The organism is Flavobacterium esculini, assembly GCF_048284325.1.
GTDB lineage: Bacteria > Bacteroidota > Bacteroidia > Flavobacteriales > Flavobacteriaceae > Flavobacterium.
The window spans coordinates 42589-60088 of record NZ_JBLVPI010000001.1; the positions used below are offsets into that span (position 1 = coordinate 42589).

The following is a 17500-nucleotide window of genomic DNA, read 5'->3' on the forward strand; positions in this document are numbered from 1 at the left end:
CAATACTCCTTTGAAAAGTTAAAACAGTATTGGTAAACTAAAAAAATAAAACTCCTATTCCTAAATCGTCCGTTCTTCTAAATGTTTTTGGGAAGCAAAAATAGTATCATATTCTTCTTCAGCTACATCTGAACACTCAATAGGAAATAGTGTTTCGTCATGCTGCGACAGGTCTAATCCCATAATTTCAGCTTCTTCAGAAACACGCATTGGAATAATCCTATTGGTGATTTTGAATAAAAGAAAAGCGCCAAAAAAAGTATAAATAGAAACAAGAACCAATGCCATCATGTGATGTCCAAAAACATTCCAGCCACCATGAAGCAAGCTGGCATCTTCACCGTGCGCAAAAATTGCCGTCAGAATCATTCCCATAATTCCACCCACACCGTGACAGGCAAAAACATCTAGCGTATCATCGATCCCTTTTAAAAATTTAGCATTAACAACCCAATTTGAAACTAGGGCGGCGATAAAACCAAAGAACATACTTTCAGGAACGGATACGAAACCAGCCGCCGGTGTAATAGAAACCAGCCCGACTACTGCTCCAATACAAGCTCCTAGTGCCGATACTTTTCTGCCGTTTATTCGATCGAAGAAAATCCAAGTCAGCATTGCTGCTGCCGATGCAGTTGTTGTCGTAGCAAAAGCCATTGCCGCAACTCCATTGGCTTCCAAAGAAGAACCCGCATTAAAGCCAATCCAACCAAACCAAAGCATTCCGGTTCCCAATAAAACAAAAGGAATATTGGTGGGAACGTGTCTGCTATTTTTTCTTTTTCCTAAAACGATAACGCCCGCCAAAGCGGCAAACCCGGCACTCATGTGTACTACAGTTCCTCCGGCAAAATCTTTAACCCCAAAATAAGAGCCCAAAATTCCCGTAGGGTACCAAACGGCATGGCACAAAGGCGCATATATGAACAATGTAAACAAACAGATAAAAAGCAAATAAGATATAAAACGAACGCGTTCCGCAAAAGATCCGGTGATAATCGCTGGCGCAATAACAGCAAATTTCATTTGAAACAAAGCAAACAACATAAATGGAACAGTGCTCGCTATTTTTTTATGTGGCAACACGCCTACATAGTCCATAAAGGTGAACGAAGTGGGATCCCCCACAAAACTATAAAAACCAGAACCAATATGAATTCCTAATGGTTCTCCAAAAGCTAAACTAAAACCAACTACAACCCATAATAAAGTGACTACACCCAAACAAACAAAACTTTGCAACATGGTTGAAATCACATTTTTCTTCCCTACCATACCGCCATAAAAGAAAGACAATCCTGGCGTCATTATTAACACTAGACAACAGGAAGTTAGCATCCACGCAACATCGGCAGGAATAATTTGATCGATAGTTCCAAATTGTGAAAGAACAGCATCAGTTGTTGTTACTGCTGGCCACAATACACCGGTGATGCAAACTAAACTTATAATTACAAAGGATATGATCCAGCGTTTCTCTATTTTCATTTTATTTACTTAACCCCATTTTATTAGGGGGCAAAGTTAAAAAAAATTTAATTTCGGACCATAAAACAATTTAAAATAGGCACCTGCCAAACAATTATCGCCGAATTAATAATTTTTAAGGCAATTTGTTAGATTTATTCAATTTAGCAACTATAATTTAAGGCATTTATTGAGGAATATATTATAACGAATTCTTTAGCGAAATTAAAAATGGAATATAAGTACTACTTATTTTGCAAGTTCTTTAGGAGTGCCTCTTCTATGGGTGCTTTTATTTTGACAACCTCAGGAACATTATCCTTAGGAACGGTCATTGACAAAACATAATTTTTTATTTTCCACTCCTTACCTATTTTTACAAGCACTACCGAGCCTCGGCAAATTTTCATTTGGGTATTCAACAACTCATCAAACCAAGCCGTTTTCCCTGTTTTATCAAAATAAATGTGCCGTTCAAATGCGGTAAAATTCCAAGCTTTACCTTTATCAAAAAAAGGTTTTGCCTAAACTTTGAAGGCAGTTTTATTCCAATTCTCGGTGGCATCCGTGCCTATGAAAATAGCATCTTCAGTCATTACATTAAAATACGCATTGTAGTTTGCTTCGGCGGCAGCTTTATGCCAAGCATCAGGTGTGGCTCAGATTCTTTCTTGCTCTTTATCAGTGTCTTAATCTGTTGTCGTAAAGGCCAAAAGCAGTAAAATACTTAAAGAAAATGATACTATTTTTTTCATAATTTTTGGATTTTCAGAAAATTATTGGATAGAAAATTTCGAATTAAAAAATAAATTAAATATATAAAATATTGACAAACAAATACTTAACAACGTTTTTTCTTTGGTTTATACCTCAAAAAGTAACGATAGGATTTAAACCTTAAAAAACGCTGCTTTTCAAAATAGGTATTACACTACTCGATTTGACGTATTTTTGTAATGCCTTGAAATGAATTATTACGCATTAAAGTTCAACCTATGAAAAAGTTACTATTCCCAATTATAGCTATTGTTTTTACAATAGTTTTCACCACCATTTCCTGTAAAAAGAAAAGCGAAAATAATCCTGCAGGAAATCAGGAAAACACAAGCAGTCCAGAAGACATTGCTTTTGACAGTACTCAAGTCGAAACATTTTTCGCGAAGTATCCAAAACTGGAAAAATACAAGCCCGAAGTGGAATCGTTATATCGCAAACACCAATTTCATTATGTATGGTTTGATAAAAACGGAATCAATGAATTTGGGAATTTGCTACACAACAAAATCAGTAATTTAGCACAAGAAGGCGTTCAGACCGTTATTCCTTACAAAGAAAAATTAGACGAAATTTACGATGATTCTGATGACAATCAAAAACCAAATATTGATATCGAACTGTTAAATTCTGCACTGTACTTTTTTTATGCTGACAAAGTATATCATGGTTTAGACGCGCAAAAAACAAAGGATATTGGATGGTATTTGCCTCGAAAAAAACAATCCTATGTCAGTTATTTAGATTCACTGTTAATAAATCCTTCTTTAATCAATAAAGATGAAAAAGGGGTATTAGGACAATATTACTTACTGAAAGACGTCTTGCAAAAATACCGCCAAATAGAGAAAAAAGGCGGCTGGAAAGCCATAACTGTTGACCCAAACATAAAGTCCTACAAACCTGGAGACAGCGCTGCAGCAATTGCTCAAATCAGACAACGGTTATTCGTCACTGGAGATATTACTTCCGATTCAAAGAGTGCTGTATATGATAGCGCATTGGCCACAGGAATTTTGAAATACAAAAAAAGAAGTGGTAATACGCTCAACAAAACTATTTTGCCGGAACACATCAAAGACATGAATGTGACTGTAGCCGAACGTATTAAAACCATCACGGTCAATATGGAACGATGTCGTTGGATTTCAAATGACATTACCAAAGCCAAAGAATTAATCGTAATCAACATTCCCGCTTACGAATTAACATTTCTTAGAGATGGAAAATCAGTATTAAAGTCTAAAGTGGTCGTGGGAAAAGCCCTGAATAAAACGGTTATTTTCAGCGCTCCAATGAAATACATTGTATTTAGACCGTACTGGAATGTCCCAACGAGTATTTTAAAGAAAGAAATCCTTCCGGCAATCGAGAAGAATCCAAATTACTTGGAAGAACACGATATGGAGTGGAAAGACGATTACGTAAGACAAAAACCGGGGCCTGAAAATTCACTGGGACTAGTGAAATTTTTATTTCCCAATTCGAATGCTATTTATTTGCATGATACGCCATCAAAAAGTTTGTTCAGTCAAGAAGACCGCGCTTTCAGTCACGGATGTATTCGTGTGGCCAAGCCGAAAGAACTTGCAGCCATGATCATGAAAAACGACAAAAAATGGAATCTTGAAAAGATAGAAACTGCTATGAACAGCGGAGAAGAATATTGGTACACCCTCAAAAATAAAATTCCGGTTTACATTGGCTATTTTACCGCTTGGGTGGATACTGACGGAGTGGTTCATTTCTATGAAGATGTATATGACAGGGACGAAACATTAGCGCGATTGCTATACAACAGATAAATTTTATTGGTTTTCAAATAATCATAAATAATTTAGTTTCAAATTAGAGTAATGAGATTGCGCAAATGATTGGGATGATTTTGTCATTACGACGAAGGAGAAATCTCATTGACCTTTACAAAATAATGGTTCAAAAACTCAAAATTTTTTAAAAAAATTACAACTAACAAAAATGACACTTTCTTATTTAAAAGATAGTGTCATTTTTAGTTTTATGAATGTTTGCCCAAAGGCAACTATTTAATAGGTCTTCTGTTTTTCGAAAGTAGTTTCCAACACTTTTTTGATTTTATCCAGCGCTCCTTGAAATGCTTTTTCGATAGTATCGGCATGATTCGTCACCGCTACCGGCTGCATATTTACAGGACGTGCTTCAATCAGGCACCGTTTGTCATTACCACCACCTGATTTCTCACTGTTCTCGTCTCCAAGATGCACTTCTAAACGGGTTACTTTTTCTTCAAAACGTGCCAAAGCGGTTCCCAATTCATCTGAAATATACGATTTCAAACGGGCGTGTCCTTCTACATTATTGTCTGTGTTGATTTGTATTGTCATAGCATTATTTATTTATGATTGTTTCTCAAACTTACCGATTGTTATATGAAAAACCGAGTGAATTAGTAAAAGATTGTGATAAAAAAATACTCATCTAGAATTAAAACAAGTAATCAAATCGTAATTGAGTTATGGATTGGTTGGGTAATTGATATCGCTTCCCCAGTACTCGTTTTGCATTGCTTCGCCAATTCGGGCATAGCCCTCGTGTCCGACGAAGGAGGAATCTCATTGACCTTTACAAAATGATGGTTCAATTATTCAAATTCTATAAAATCTGCCGAATCTGCTAAAATCTGCATGCCTATTTTTCACGCAGATTTACGCGGATTCTAAATTAAAAATTTTATTGTTATTATATATTAAACACTGTTAGTTTTAAAAGCGAGTACCTTCCTTTTTGCATTTATCTTTCCATTTAAAATCTTTTTCCTATATTTCTCCGACCATTCAATTCCTTTTATGAACAGAGACACGAGTATTGATTTTCTCAACCACAACAACACAACCTGGGATGTAATTATCATTGGCGGTGGCGCCACGGGATTGGGCATTGCATTAGACGCCGTGTTGAGAGGGTACAAAACGCTATTGCTGGAACAGTCCGATTTCACCAAAGGGACTTCAAGCCGGAGCACAAAACTGGTCCATGGAGGCGTGCGGTATTTAACCCAAGGCAATATCCGATTAGTGCTGGAAGCATTGCACGAACGGGGATTGCTCTTTAAAAACGCCCCGCATCTCACCCAAAATCAATCTTTTATAATACCCTCTTTCAGTAGTTTTGGAGGCTATTTATATACTTTAGGCTTGAAAATCTATGATTTAATGGCAGGCAGATGGAGTCTGGGCAATTCGACTTTTATCAATGCGCGGCAGGTACAGGAATATCTACCCGGAATAAAGTCAAAGCACCTGAAAAACGGGACACTATACCACGACGGACAATTTGACGATGCCCGTTTGGGGATAAACCTTGCGCAAACCAGTGTCGAAAATGGAGCGCATTTGCTCAATTACATGCAAGTAACCGGTTTAGGAAAAGATGAAAATGGAAAACTAAATCAAGTGCAGGCCACCGATTTAGAAACAGGAAAATTTTATTCCCTAAAAACCAAAGCGGTAATCAATGCCACTGGCGTTTTTGCCGATGCCATTCTTGGCATGGATGACGTGAAAAAAAAGCCCATTATAATGGCCAGTCAAGGGACGCACCTCGTTTTAGACCAATCTTTCCTCCCAACCGATTATGCCATGATGATTCCTGAAACCAGTGACGGAAGGGTATTGTTTGCCATTCCGTGGTACAATAAAGTAGTGGTAGGAACAACAGATATCGTCATAGACATCGAAAGCCTGGAACCTAGGGCACTAAAAAAAGAAGTCGATTTTATATTAAGCACCCTCAACCAATATCTTGTAAAGACCGTGACCAGAGCCGATGTTTTATCCGTATTCAGCGGCTTACGCCCTTTGGCCAGACCACAAAAGAAGCATGAAAAAACCAAAGAAATTTCAAGAGGCCATAAAATAATTGTATCCAAAAGCGGCTTAGTCTCCATCATAGGCGGCAAATGGACCACCTACAGACGCATGGCCGAAGACACACTGGACCGTGTTATAACAAAAGGAAACTTAAAACCCAGCAAATGCATCACCAAAGATTTTAAAATACATGGTTACACCCTAAACCAAGACCTTGAAGATCCGCTGCATCAGTATGGATCGGATGCGGAGGGAATTCGGGTATTAGCGCTCGAAAATCCAAAATGGGCAGAAAAACTACATCCCGATTATCCTTTTATAAAAGCCGAAGTCATCTGGGCCGTACGCCATGAAATGGCACGCAAAGTCGAGGATGTACTCGCACGAAGACTCCGTATTCTATTTCTGGATGCCAGAGCAGCCCTGAAAATGGCTCCCGAAACCGCACAACTCATCGCCACCGAAAGAGAAAAACCGAATTCTTGGGTACAGGAACAAATCAAAGATTTTGAGGTTTTGGCAAAAGGATATTGGTTGGAGTAAAAACAGAATTTTCCTGTTTTTGGGTAATTAGATTTGGCTTTTTTGATTTTGTCTTGAAATAATTTCTGACTGGATTTTAGCGATACAATCCTCCAGATTTTTTTCTATTTCCGCACTCCAGAAACGAAGCACTTTCCAGTTTTGTGATTCCAGATAGTTGTTGACTTCAATGTATCGTTGCATATTTCTTTCTATTTTCTTTTGCCAAAACTCCGTATTGGTTTTTACACGGTCTTTTTGGGTTTCCCAATCTTTCCCGTGAAAGAATTCGCTGTCAACAAAAATGGCGATTTTAAGTTTTTTGAACGTTAAATCCGGTGTACCGAAAATAGTTTTATTGTTTTAAAAATGCTTCTATAGTTCGTTTATCTGTTGGATTTTCATCTGTTATTTCAATATTTTTATATTCATGCCAATTATGATCATCAACATTTCTATTTTTGAAAAACAATGATGGAACACCGAATTTTGTGTGGTCAAAGTATTCTTCGTCGATTAATCGAATACGAAGAATACTATCCACTTCTTCAATAGATAGATTATTCGGATTAGTAAAAATTACTGAACCAAATTGCTTAAAGTTGCTAGCATCACGATATAAATAATTGAAATTTATATTAGATTTTGAATCTTTCATTATTATGATATTTTTAAATTCGATGTGAGAAGAAATCTTGAAGACAAAATAATATTTTTATTTCAAAAAATTGCTTAATGCTTTTAGAAATATCTTTTTATCGAGTTCTACCAACTCTGCTTTCACGTCCCAATCTTTAATCATTTCCTCGTCTTCTTCGCAGACTTCTTCACCCTGTAGTTTTCTATTGAGAATATCACTCAACAAAATATTATCACAGGAATAATACTTTGGATAATATTTTTCAATAAAAGTCCAATAACAAAAGTTATCTCTTTTCGGAGCTTCCATAATTAGCAATTTATTTCAAAGGTATAAAAAACCGGACTATACTCCGTTGCTTTATAAGCCACATTTTGTAATATTTGTTAACATGAATATTAAGCAAAAACTCGGTCTAAAAATAAAAGAGCTAAGAAAAGCAAAAGGTCTTTCGCAAGAAAAACTTGCAAATCTTGCGGAAATTGACAGGACTTACTTACCAACAATCGAAAAAGGAGAAAGAAACGTTTCCATTGAAGTTGTTGAAAAATTAGCAAAAGCTCTTGATGTAAAAATTAAAGACTTGTTTGATGAATAGAGCTTACTATTCCAATTTCATTAATGATTTTATTAATGAAGATTCCCAAACTATTTACGGCAAAATTTCTGGACAATACGATTTGAATAAATTAAATATTCAACAGTCTAATGCATGGAAAAGTCAAATAGAAATTCTAAAAGAAACTATCTCAATTTTTAGCGGCAAAATATATTTTGAATTTACTATTCCTAGAATGGGAAAACGAGTTGATAATATATTAATTATCGACAACTGCATTTTTGTTTTAGAATTTAAAATTGGGTCGAATGTCTATGACAAATATGCAACCAATCAAGCTTTTGATTATGGTTTAGATTTGAATAATTTTCACGAAGGAAGCCATGACAAAATAATTATTCCAATTTTGGTTGCGGATAAAGCGCCATCTTTAGAAAATATTTACAATCCCAGTTTTGACAATTTGCACGAAACAATTTATGCGAATTCTGATAATTTATCAGCTGTAATCAATGCTGCATTATTGCATTTTGAAGAAACCGATAAAATTGACATTGAATATTGGGAAAATTCAATTTACAAACCAACTCCAACTATTATTGAAGCTGCTACAGCATTGTATAAAAAACATAATGTTGATGAAATTTCAAGAAGCGATTCGGGAGCAGAAAACTTATCTGTAACATCTAATTGTATTTCTCAAATCATTGATTTTTCAAAAGATAATAATAGAAAATCGATTTGTTTTATTACAGGAGTTCCTGGTGCTGGAAAAACTTTAGCAGGATTAAACATCGCTAATCTTCGTTCAAATTACAAAGAAGAAGAACATGCGGTTTTTCTTTCTGGAAATGGACCATTAGTAGATGTTTTACGTGAAGCATTAGCCAGAGACAAAGTAAAAACCGCTAAGGAAGAAAATGAAACGATGACAAAATCTTTAGCGTCTTCTCAAGTAAAATCATTTATACAAAATATCCATCATTTTAGAGACGCTTCTATAAAAGATGAAAAAGCACCGATTGAAAAAGTAACTATTTTTGATGAAGCACAAAGAGCTTGGACAAAAGAACAAGCTTCTAACTTTATGAAACGAAATAAAGGAATTACTGATTTTGATAAATCAGAACCTGAATTCCTTATTGAAGTAATGGACAGACACGAAGATTGGTGTACTGTAGTTTGTTTAATTGGCGGTGGACAAGAAATCAATACTGGCGAAGCTGGATTGGAAGAATGGATTAGACCCTTTTCAGACAAGTTTAATGATTGGGATATTTATTACTCCTCAAAAATCATTGAAGATGTAAACTACATTAAAGACCAAAATGCTTTAACAATTCTAAAAGATAGAAAGGCTACAAAAAAAGATGAATTACATTTATCTGTTTCTTTAAGATCTTTTAGAAGCGCCCAATTATCAAATTTCATTCAAGAAATTATTAATAATGATATTGAAAAAGCTAAAAGTATTTATCTTGATTTTATCAAACAAGATTATCCAATTAAAATAACTCGGGACTTAGATAAAGCCAGAAATTGGCTAAAAAAATCAGCCAAAGGTTCAGAAAGAACTGGAGTTGTGGCGTCATCAGGCGGAATTCGCTTGAGACCTTTTGGATTAAATGTGAAAGCTAAAATTGATGCGCCAATTTGGTTTTTGAATGACAAAGATGATATTCGTTCTTCTTATTTTTTAGAAGAAGTTGCTACAGAATTTGACATTCAAGGCTTAGAATTAGATTGGACTTGTGTTGCTTGGGATGGAGATTTATTTTACAACAACAACGAATGGAATTACAGAAAATTCAAAGGTACCAAATGGCAAAATATAAATAGCACCGAAATCACTAGTTATTTAATTAACTCTTACCGAGTTTTACTAACAAGAGCAAGACAAGGAATGGTTATCTATATTCCGTGCGGCAATAATGAAGATATCACAAGGCCAAATTTCATGTATGACGGCACTTTTGATTTTTTTAAATCATTGGGAATTGAAGAAATTTAGCTAGAACTACATTACAAAAAAAGTGCCGTTAGGTGTTTAATATTGGTAGAAACCAAGAATGCCCCCACCCATCATAGTCCCGTAGGGACGGAACATATAATCCCTACGGAATATTATTGTGCGGATAAAACAATTTCCTACCAACAGGTATTTGCTCTCGCAAATAATCTACGGGATAAAAACATTCTTGAATCGAATTCTGTTTTCGATTTATTCCACAAAAAAACGCTACTCTTTCGAATAGCGTTTTTTGAACTTGTTGTTGGTTTATATCCGTGATGAGATTGCTTCGTTCCTCGCAATGACAATCGGCCTGAGGGAATCTAATGCCCTAGCCCTGATAGCAGTGAAAATCCTTTTTCTAAACGCTGTCAGGGTTTTGAACCCTGACAGCGTCGAAAAAGATTATAACGGATAGCAGGAAATAGCTTCTGAAATAAATTCAGAATAAATCCTGAAATAAATCCTGAAATAAATCCTGAAATAAATCCAGGATGAATTCAGGATGAATCCTGAAAATATCCCGAAGCCTCGGGACAGGATAAATACTAATTATCGCTACTTTTTCAATTCCGTGATACCCATATTGTACAACGTAAATGCCTGAATATCGACATTTTCCTGAATGGTTGCCGCCACGGATTTTCCTGCGCCGTGTCCTGCATTGATGTCAATTCGGATAAGGGCTGGGTTTGTTCCAGTTTGTTTTTGCTGTAATTCGGCAGCAAATTTAAAACTGTGCGCCGGCACTACTCTATCATCGTGATCGCCCGTGGTGACCATCGTGGCCGGATATTGAATCCCTTTTTTTATGTTGTGTACGGGAGAATAGCCCTTGATGTAGTCAAACATTTCCTTGCTGTCCTGCGCGGTTCCGTAATCATACGCCCAGCCCGCGCCTGAGGTAAAGGTGTGGTAGCGCAACATGTCCATCACGCCTACGGCCGGCAAAGCGACTTTCATCAAGTCCGGTCGTTGGTTCATCGTGGCACCCACAAGCAATCCGCCGTTTGACCCGCCACGAATGGCAAGAAATGGTGAAGATGTGTATTTCTGGGCAATCAGATATTCGGCAGCGGCGATGAAATCATCAAAGACATTTTGCTTTTGCATTTTGGTTCCCGCATCGTGCCATTTTTTCCCGTATTCGCCTCCGCCACGTAAATTTGGCACGGCCAAAATGCCTCCGTTTTCCATCCAAACGGCATTGGCAATACTGAAACTTGGCGTCAAACTTACGTTGAATCCACCATAACCATAAAGCATCGTTGGGTTTTTACCGTCCAGTTTCAATCCTTTTTTATGGGTGATCAGCATCGGGATTTTGGTTCCGTCTTTGGAAGTGTAAAACACTTGTTTGGACTCATATTCTTCGCTGTTGAAATCTACTTTTGGTTTTTGATATACGGCAGAAGTTCCCGATTTTGGTTCAAATGAGAAGATAGAGCCCGGAGTGATGTAGTTCGTGAACGAATAATAGAGTATTTTTTCTTTTTTCTTTCCGCTAAAACCACCGGCAGTTCCTACGCCCGGTAACTGAATTTCCCGAACCAGTTTTCCGGAATAATCGTATTGTTTCACCACCGAAACGGCATCTTTCATGTAATTGGCAAAGAAATAACCGCCGCCAGTTGTTGGTGTCAAAACATTCTCGGTTTCGGGAATGAAATCTTTCCAGTTTTTCGGTTTCGGGTTGTCGAAATCCACGGTGACGATGCGTTTGTTCGGCGCATTCAAGTCGGTTTCTATGAATAACTTCGTGCCTTCGTTGTCGATAATGTTGTTGTCGCTCTTGAAATTATCCACAATGGTAACAATAGGACTGGTGGCCTTGGTCAAGTCTTGGATGTACAATTCGTTCCCATAAGTCGAAGTCGATGCCGTGATGACCAAATAATGATCGTCCTCTGTAACATGCCCGCCTACATAACGTCGTTTTTGGTCTGCGCCAAAAATCACTTTATCTTCTTTTTGTGGCGTTCCTAACTTGTGGAAATACAGTTTGTGTTGGTCCGTTTTTGCCGATAATTCGCTTCCTTTTGGTTTGTCATAACTGGAATAATAGAATCCTTCGTTTCCTCTCCAAGATACGCCGCTGAATTTCACATCGACTATCGTGTCTTCCAATACTTTTTTAGTGATGGCATCCAATATAATGACTTTTCTCCAATCGCTTCCGCCCTCTGAAATGGCATACGCGACTTTGGAACCGTCTTTGGAGAAATCCAGTCCGCCAAGCGATGTGGTTCCCTCTTTAGAAAAAGTATTAGGATCAAGAAAAACAGTTTCCGTTCCTTTGGAATCTTTTCTATACAACACCGATTGGTTTTGCAAGCCGTTATTTTTGTAGTAATACGTATAATTTCCCTCGATAAAAGGCGCGCCTATTTTCTCATAATTCCACAGTTTTTCGAGTCTTGTTTTTAACGCATCGCGAAACGGAATTTTGGATAAGTACTCATAAGTCACTTTGTTTTGGGCTTTTACCCAAGCGCCGGTTTCAGCAGATTTGTCGTCTTCGAGCCAGCGGTACGGATCGGCAACTTTGGTATCGAAATACAAATCCACAGTTTCTCCTTTACGGGTTATGGGATATTTTATAGGATTTTGGTTTTGACCAAAAGAGACTATTGTAGTTGAAACTGCCATTATTAAAAAAGTTTTTTTCATTAAATTCTGATTTAAAGCGTTACAAAAATAGACAAATAGTTCCTGTTCCTTATGTAAGGAATTCTTAAAAAAGGATTATTCATAAATTAAAATCAATCCAATTACGTCCTGAAAAATTTAACCACATACATAGAAAAAAGAAAGGGATAGACCAATTCTTGGTTTCGCATACCTATGATTTACTATAATCAAGTGAAACGTCTTGATAAAATCAAGAAAAACTATGTTTCGAGCCTGCACTGAGCAAAGTCGAAGTGTGGTTAAAAAATAATATAAATTGAATTACACCCAACGGGTTAATTAAAATCAGCTTATGTGCTGAAAAATATAAACCATATAAGGAATATAAGTTCATTTAAGTTAAAACCAAAAAACGCTACTCTTTCGAATAGCGTTTTTGTTTTTTGCTGAAGCAAATGAATTACAAATTAAAATTCACGCCCAAAACCACGTTTCTCCCTATGTTAGGAATTTCATCCGTTTTTAAGCGGGAAAGGTGCGCAATGTATCTTTTGTCTAGTAAATTATTCGCGTTCAGGTTGAGATCAAAAATCGTTTTACCCAATTTTACTTTTCCTCCAAAACCCAGATTCACCAAGGAATAGCCATTGGATTTGGTCTCAAAACCACTCACGTTATTTTGATTGAAAGTCGTGGAAAGGTTCATAGTGGCAAAACCATCTTCGAGCCAGTTTTTGATATTGAATTCGGTTCTAATGGTGTTATTCCAATTGTTTGCAGGAATTAAAGGCAGGAAATCACTCCCGATGCTTCGGGATTGTTTCTTTCCCGTTACGGTTTCAAAACTGGTTTCATAATGCAACCAATCCAAAGGATGCGGGTGAAAATGCAGCCCTATTTCGCCTCCATACAACTTGGCATTGTCCTGAATATAGTCGAAAACCTCATTGTTATCAAGCACCACTCCTGTTGGCGAAGTGTAGATATAGTTGTTGATGTGGTTGTAAAATCCATTGACGAAAAACTCAAAATGGCTGTTTTTGTATTCCAAATTCACATCGGTCTGTACGTTTTGTTCCGTTTTCAAATCGCTGTTTCCTACTTCATAGCGGTTCGTTCCCTCATGAACACCATTGGACGTTAATTCCGCTAGGTTAGGGGCTCTAAATCCGGAAGCCAGATTCAATCGCAGCGTCAAAGCATCGGTCAGATTCGTCTTGTAACCCAACGAAGCATTAAAACTGTCGAATGATTTATCGACGGCTTTAAAATAGCCTTCGGAACCGGCAATTCCATGTTCAATGGTAGTAATTTGTCTGTTATCGAAACGCAATCCGGCTTGAAAAATATTAGTTTTCCATTCATAATTAGCAGTTCCAAAAACACCAAAATCATTGGTAGTCGCATCCGGAATTAAATATTCTTCTCCGGAATTCGTGTTAGTTTGGTGCATTCCTTGCACTCCGACAATGGTTTCTATTCTCCCCATTTTTGGTAAATGGTATTTTGCATTGTAATTGAAAGTCTTCAGCTTCATGTGTAAAGCCGCTACATCACTGTCTACAAACTCGCTTCGGTCATTGGCAACATAACCCAAATCAACATCCAGTTTTGATTTTTGGAAAAAGAAAACATTGTTTAAACTCAACAAATGATTGAAAACGCCTTGTCTTGGAAATCCGGTTTCCTTACTGGTGGTTTGTTTTGTAATGCCAGCTTCCGGGATTCCTAAATCCAGCTTATTATAATTGTAACGCAGCACGCTTGAAAATTTCGCATTGCTATAGCCAATTCCTGTTTTGAAATCGGTTTCATTGTAACGGGTATTCGTTACTCGATCACCATCTGCAATTTTATAATCGGAATGTGTATTGTAACTTCCACGAGCGAGGAATTTCCAGTTATCAGTAGACGTTTTCAATCCCAAAGAGGAATTACTCCCCAGCGTATTCGAGAATATTTTTTGACTGAAATTAGTTTTAAAGGTATTGGCGTCAGCAAATTTTTCAGGATTAAAATACAAAACGCCACCCAAAGCATCTGAACCATACAACAACGAAGCCGGTCCTTTGATCACCTCAACACTTTCTATTCCCGAGTCGTTTAGTCCCAAACCGTGTTCGTCGCCAAACTGCTGATTTTCCATACGAACACCTTGCGAATACACCAAAACCCGATTACCGCTCAATCCTCGAATTACGGGTTTCCCAATGGAAGTTCCTGTAGAAACCTGCGAAACACCAGGAATCGTTGCCAATCCTTCGATTAACGTGGCAGTCCCTTTTCGTTGTAATTCTTTCATGGTTTGGTGTTCCACTTTCATCACGTTTTGCGATTGTATTTTATTGAAAGCGGTGGAAACAATCACTTCATCCATTTGGAATATCGTTTCTTCAAGGATTACATTCAGTGTGTTTTCTTTTTGCAAACCGGTTATGGTTTTATTTTGTGTCCCAAATCCTACGAATGTAAAAGTCAGTTTTAGATTTCCATTGGGCAGATTGGTAAATGAATATTTTCCGTTTTCGTCTGTTGTAGTCCCTTTGTGTAATTCTGATGCGTAAACCGAAACGCCTTTTAAGGGTTGGTTTTTTATATCCGTTACGATTCCCGAAAGGGTATTTTGCGCTTGAAGCATCGCCGAAAACCCTAAGAATAGGGCTATAATAAATTTTTTCATTGAAAATGATGGTATTGTTCCTCTCGCCCTCCCGATCCCGAAGCATCGGGACGGGACTCTCCAAAGGAGAGGGAGCCGAGACCGGAATTATTTAGTAAATAAAATAGAAATGATACCTGCTGAAAAAAAAATCAACAGAAGCTGAAATAAATTCAGCTTAAATTATTTACAGGTGGTCCGCGATGGGAATATAAACTTCCGGAAAACGAAAGAACCGTTTCCTTAGCAGCAAAGAAATAAGGAATTTCTTTGTGACTGGAGTGTAATTGATAGGAGAAATCTTTTGGAGAAACAGAACTGCCAAAAGTAAAATCACAGATATAACAATGCTCAAAATTGTGGTGTTGATGCGTTATCTCTTTATTGGTAACATTGTATTTATGATGGCACTTCTTTTCGGAGAGTTGCTGCTCTAAATGCTCATAGGTATGGAAGGATTGAAACAATATTGAGAACAATACCGCAATCGCCAAAGAAAGACTTAATAGGAGTTTATTCTTTTTCATCCTTCGCAAAGGTAACAAAACAATTTAGAAAAAGTAACACGCTTCTTTTTTAACATATAAGATATTTAAGGAAACTAAGGTTCTACAAACCTAAATAAACCTTCCTCTTAAATGAACTGTTTTTATTGGTTATGAAAGACTGCAAAAAAGAAAACCATTTGTTCTGACAAATTATATTTTGACAAAACAAATGGCTTTAATTTGAACTAAAAATTAAGTATTACACCAATTTAGCAGCAATCAAATATTCTGCAATTTGTATCGTGTTTGTAGCGGCTCCTTTTCTAAGGTTATCAGCAACAATCCACATATTCAAGGTGTTTTCCTGGCTTTCGTCACGACGAATTCTACCTACAAAAACATCATCTTTTCCTTGTGCGTACATTGGCATTGGGTACGTATAAGTATCATTGTTGTCTTGAACCACAACGCCATCGGTATGATGTAAAATATTTTGTACTTCGCTAATATCAAAATCATTAGTGAATTCAACATTTACCGCTTCACTGTGTCCACCAACGATTGGCACACGTACAGCAGTAGCCGTAACTGCAATTGAATTATCACTTAAGATTTTTTTAGTTTCTCGCACTAATTTCATTTCTTCTTTAGTGTACCCATTGTCTTCAAATGAATCACATTGTGGAATTGCATTTCTGTGAATTGGATATTTGTAAGCCATTTCACCTTGAACTCCTGCGTATTCGTTTTCTAACTGTTGCACTGCTTTTACGCCCGTTCCAGTGATGGATTGATACGTAGAAACAATAACACGTTTGATGTTGTATTTTCTGTGTAATGGAGCCAAAACCAACACCATTTGTATCGTAGAACAGTTTGGATTTGCAATGATTTTATCGGCTGCAGTCAATTCAGATGCATTGATTTCAGGAACGATTAATTTTTTGGTTGGATCCATTCTCCAAGCCGATGAATTATCTATAACGGTTGTTCCCGCTGCTGCAAATTTTGGAGCCCATTCTAGTGAAGTATCTCCTCCTGCAGAAAACAAAGCAATATCCGCTTTCATGTCTACAGCAGTTTGCATACCAACCACTTTATATTTTTTACCTTTATATTCTATTTCTTTTCCCACTGATCTTTCAGAAGCAACCGGGATTAATTCTGTTACAGGGAAATTTCTTTCTGCCAATACTTTTAACATTACTTCGCCCACCATTCCAGTAGCGCCTACAACTGCTATTCTCATAGTATATTTTTATTATTGAATATTAAATTTGAAAGGCAAAAGTAAGTAATATTCAAATCAAAACAAGTGTGTTCACAAAAAATAACAAAATGTTATAAATATAACAAATGAATTGTGTAGATCCGCAACAATCGTGATTTCGTATTATAACAAAAAGAAAAACCGCTTCAATTAAGAAGCGGTTTAGTCCTGAATTAATTCAGGGAAAATTAGAATATAAAGTATAGCGGTATTATTTTTTCAATAAATCTCTAATTTGTGTAAGCAATTCTTCCTGTGTGGGTCCAGCAGGAGCAGCAGGAGCAACTTCCTCTTTCTTTCTGGCTTTTTCAGCAGCTCGTAAAATTATAAAAATAAAGAAGGCAATAATAACGAAGTTGATAATCGCTTGAACTAAATTTCCATAGGTAATTACTGCAGCTCCGGCAGCTTTTGCAGCAGCTAAAGTTTCATAACTATTTCCATCCAGTGTGATGAATTTTTGTGTAAAATCAATTCCGCCAGTTATCAAACCTACAATTGGCATAATAACGTCATCTACAGCAGAACCAACAATTTTTCCAAAAGCAGCACCAATAACAACTGCAGTGGCTAAACTCAACACATCACCTTTCATTAAAGAGGCTTTAAAATCACCGAAAAATCCCATAAT

14 protein-coding genes and 1 pseudogene are annotated in these 17500 nt (G+C 36.9%); 4 read left to right on the top strand and 11 right to left on the bottom strand.

The genetic code is table 11. The features are described 5' to 3' along the window. Nucleotides 1-60 precede the first annotated feature (60 nt). Nucleotides 61-1488 carry an ammonium transporter gene (locus tag ACNQGG_RS00220; RefSeq protein WP_416855579.1) on the bottom strand — a complete coding sequence of 476 codons (1428 nt, stop codon included), beginning with the start codon at nucleotides 1486-1488 and terminating at the stop codon, nucleotides 61-63. A gap of 224 nt (nucleotides 1489-1712) precedes the next feature. Further along, a pseudogene (locus ACNQGG_RS00225) lies at nucleotides 1713-2117 on the bottom strand (nuclear transport factor 2 family protein); the annotation flags it as partial. Between the two features lie 345 nt (nucleotides 2118-2462). Here ACNQGG_RS00225 and ACNQGG_RS00230 point away from each other — a divergent pair. Then, nucleotides 2463-4046 carry a L,D-transpeptidase family protein gene (locus ACNQGG_RS00230; protein WP_417960403.1) on the top strand — a complete coding sequence of 528 codons (1584 nt, stop codon included), beginning with the start codon at nucleotides 2463-2465 and terminating at the stop codon, nucleotides 4044-4046. A 240-nt stretch (nucleotides 4047-4286) separates the two neighbouring features. Here ACNQGG_RS00230 and ACNQGG_RS00235 read toward each other — a convergent pair whose 3' ends face one another. Continuing rightward, complete coding sequence (locus tag ACNQGG_RS00235; RefSeq protein WP_417960405.1) at nucleotides 4287-4604, bottom strand: HPF/RaiA family ribosome-associated protein; 318 nt, start codon at nucleotides 4602-4604, stop codon at nucleotides 4287-4289. Nucleotides 4605-5066: 462 nt separating this feature from the next. On the opposite strand from ACNQGG_RS00235, the gene ACNQGG_RS00240 reads away from it, so the two are divergent. Continuing rightward, the gene (locus tag ACNQGG_RS00240) at nucleotides 5067-6632 is read left to right on the top strand and encodes a glycerol-3-phosphate dehydrogenase/oxidase (RefSeq protein ID WP_417960407.1); all 1566 of its coding nucleotides are present in this window, start codon (nucleotides 5067-5069) and stop codon (nucleotides 6630-6632) included. 27 nt (nucleotides 6633-6659) lie between these two features. On the opposite strand, the gene ACNQGG_RS00245 is transcribed toward ACNQGG_RS00240, so the two are convergent. From ACNQGG_RS00245 to ACNQGG_RS00255, 3 genes are all read right to left on the bottom strand, one after another. Beyond that, complete coding sequence (locus tag ACNQGG_RS00245) at nucleotides 6660-6815, bottom strand: DUF559 domain-containing protein (protein WP_417960409.1); 156 nt, start codon at nucleotides 6813-6815, stop codon at nucleotides 6660-6662. A 151-nt stretch (nucleotides 6816-6966) separates the two neighbouring features. Continuing rightward, nucleotides 6967-7269: a hypothetical protein gene (locus tag ACNQGG_RS00250; protein ID WP_417960411.1), complete on the bottom strand. Its 303-nt coding sequence runs from the start codon at nucleotides 7267-7269 to the stop codon at nucleotides 6967-6969. Between the two features lie 57 nt (nucleotides 7270-7326). Then, nucleotides 7327-7560 carry a hypothetical protein gene (locus tag ACNQGG_RS00255; RefSeq protein ID WP_417960413.1) on the bottom strand — a complete coding sequence of 78 codons (234 nt, stop codon included), beginning with the start codon at nucleotides 7558-7560 and terminating at the stop codon, nucleotides 7327-7329. 82 nt (nucleotides 7561-7642) lie between these two features. Between ACNQGG_RS00255 and ACNQGG_RS00260 the strand changes: the two genes are divergently transcribed. Next, complete coding sequence (locus tag ACNQGG_RS00260) at nucleotides 7643-7849, top strand: helix-turn-helix domain-containing protein (protein ID WP_282717628.1); 207 nt, start codon at nucleotides 7643-7645, stop codon at nucleotides 7847-7849. Next, entirely contained in the window at nucleotides 7842-9821 is a 1980-nt protein-coding gene (locus ACNQGG_RS00265) for a DUF2075 domain-containing protein (protein ID WP_417960415.1), read from the top strand. The genes ACNQGG_RS00260 and ACNQGG_RS00265 overlap by 8 nt, the downstream gene beginning before the upstream one ends. Nucleotides 9822-10379: 558 nt before the next feature. Here ACNQGG_RS00265 and ACNQGG_RS00270 read toward each other — a convergent pair. The 5 genes from ACNQGG_RS00270 to mscL form a co-directional block, all read right to left on the bottom strand. Continuing rightward, nucleotides 10380-12491, bottom strand: a complete 2112-nt coding sequence (locus tag ACNQGG_RS00270; RefSeq protein WP_417960417.1) for a prolyl oligopeptidase family serine peptidase — start codon at nucleotides 12489-12491, stop codon at nucleotides 10380-10382. Between the two features lie 421 nt (nucleotides 12492-12912). Then, nucleotides 12913-15132, bottom strand: coding sequence for a TonB-dependent receptor (locus ACNQGG_RS00275; protein WP_417960419.1), 2220 nt, complete (start codon nucleotides 15130-15132; stop codon nucleotides 12913-12915). A 152-nt stretch (nucleotides 15133-15284) separates the two neighbouring features. Then, nucleotides 15285-15638 carry a hypothetical protein gene (locus ACNQGG_RS00280; protein WP_417960421.1) on the bottom strand — a complete coding sequence of 118 codons (354 nt, stop codon included), beginning with the start codon at nucleotides 15636-15638 and terminating at the stop codon, nucleotides 15285-15287. Nucleotides 15639-15858: 220 nt separating this feature from the next. Beyond that, nucleotides 15859-16848: an aspartate-semialdehyde dehydrogenase gene (locus ACNQGG_RS00285; protein WP_039110375.1), complete on the bottom strand. Its 990-nt coding sequence runs from the start codon at nucleotides 16846-16848 to the stop codon at nucleotides 15859-15861. 232 nt (nucleotides 16849-17080) lie between these two features. Beyond that, nucleotides 17081-17497 (bottom strand): large conductance mechanosensitive channel protein MscL, encoded by a 417-nt coding sequence (gene mscL / locus ACNQGG_RS00290; protein ID WP_417960424.1) that lies wholly within the window; start codon nucleotides 17495-17497, stop codon nucleotides 17081-17083. Nucleotides 17498-17500 lie beyond the last annotated feature (3 nt).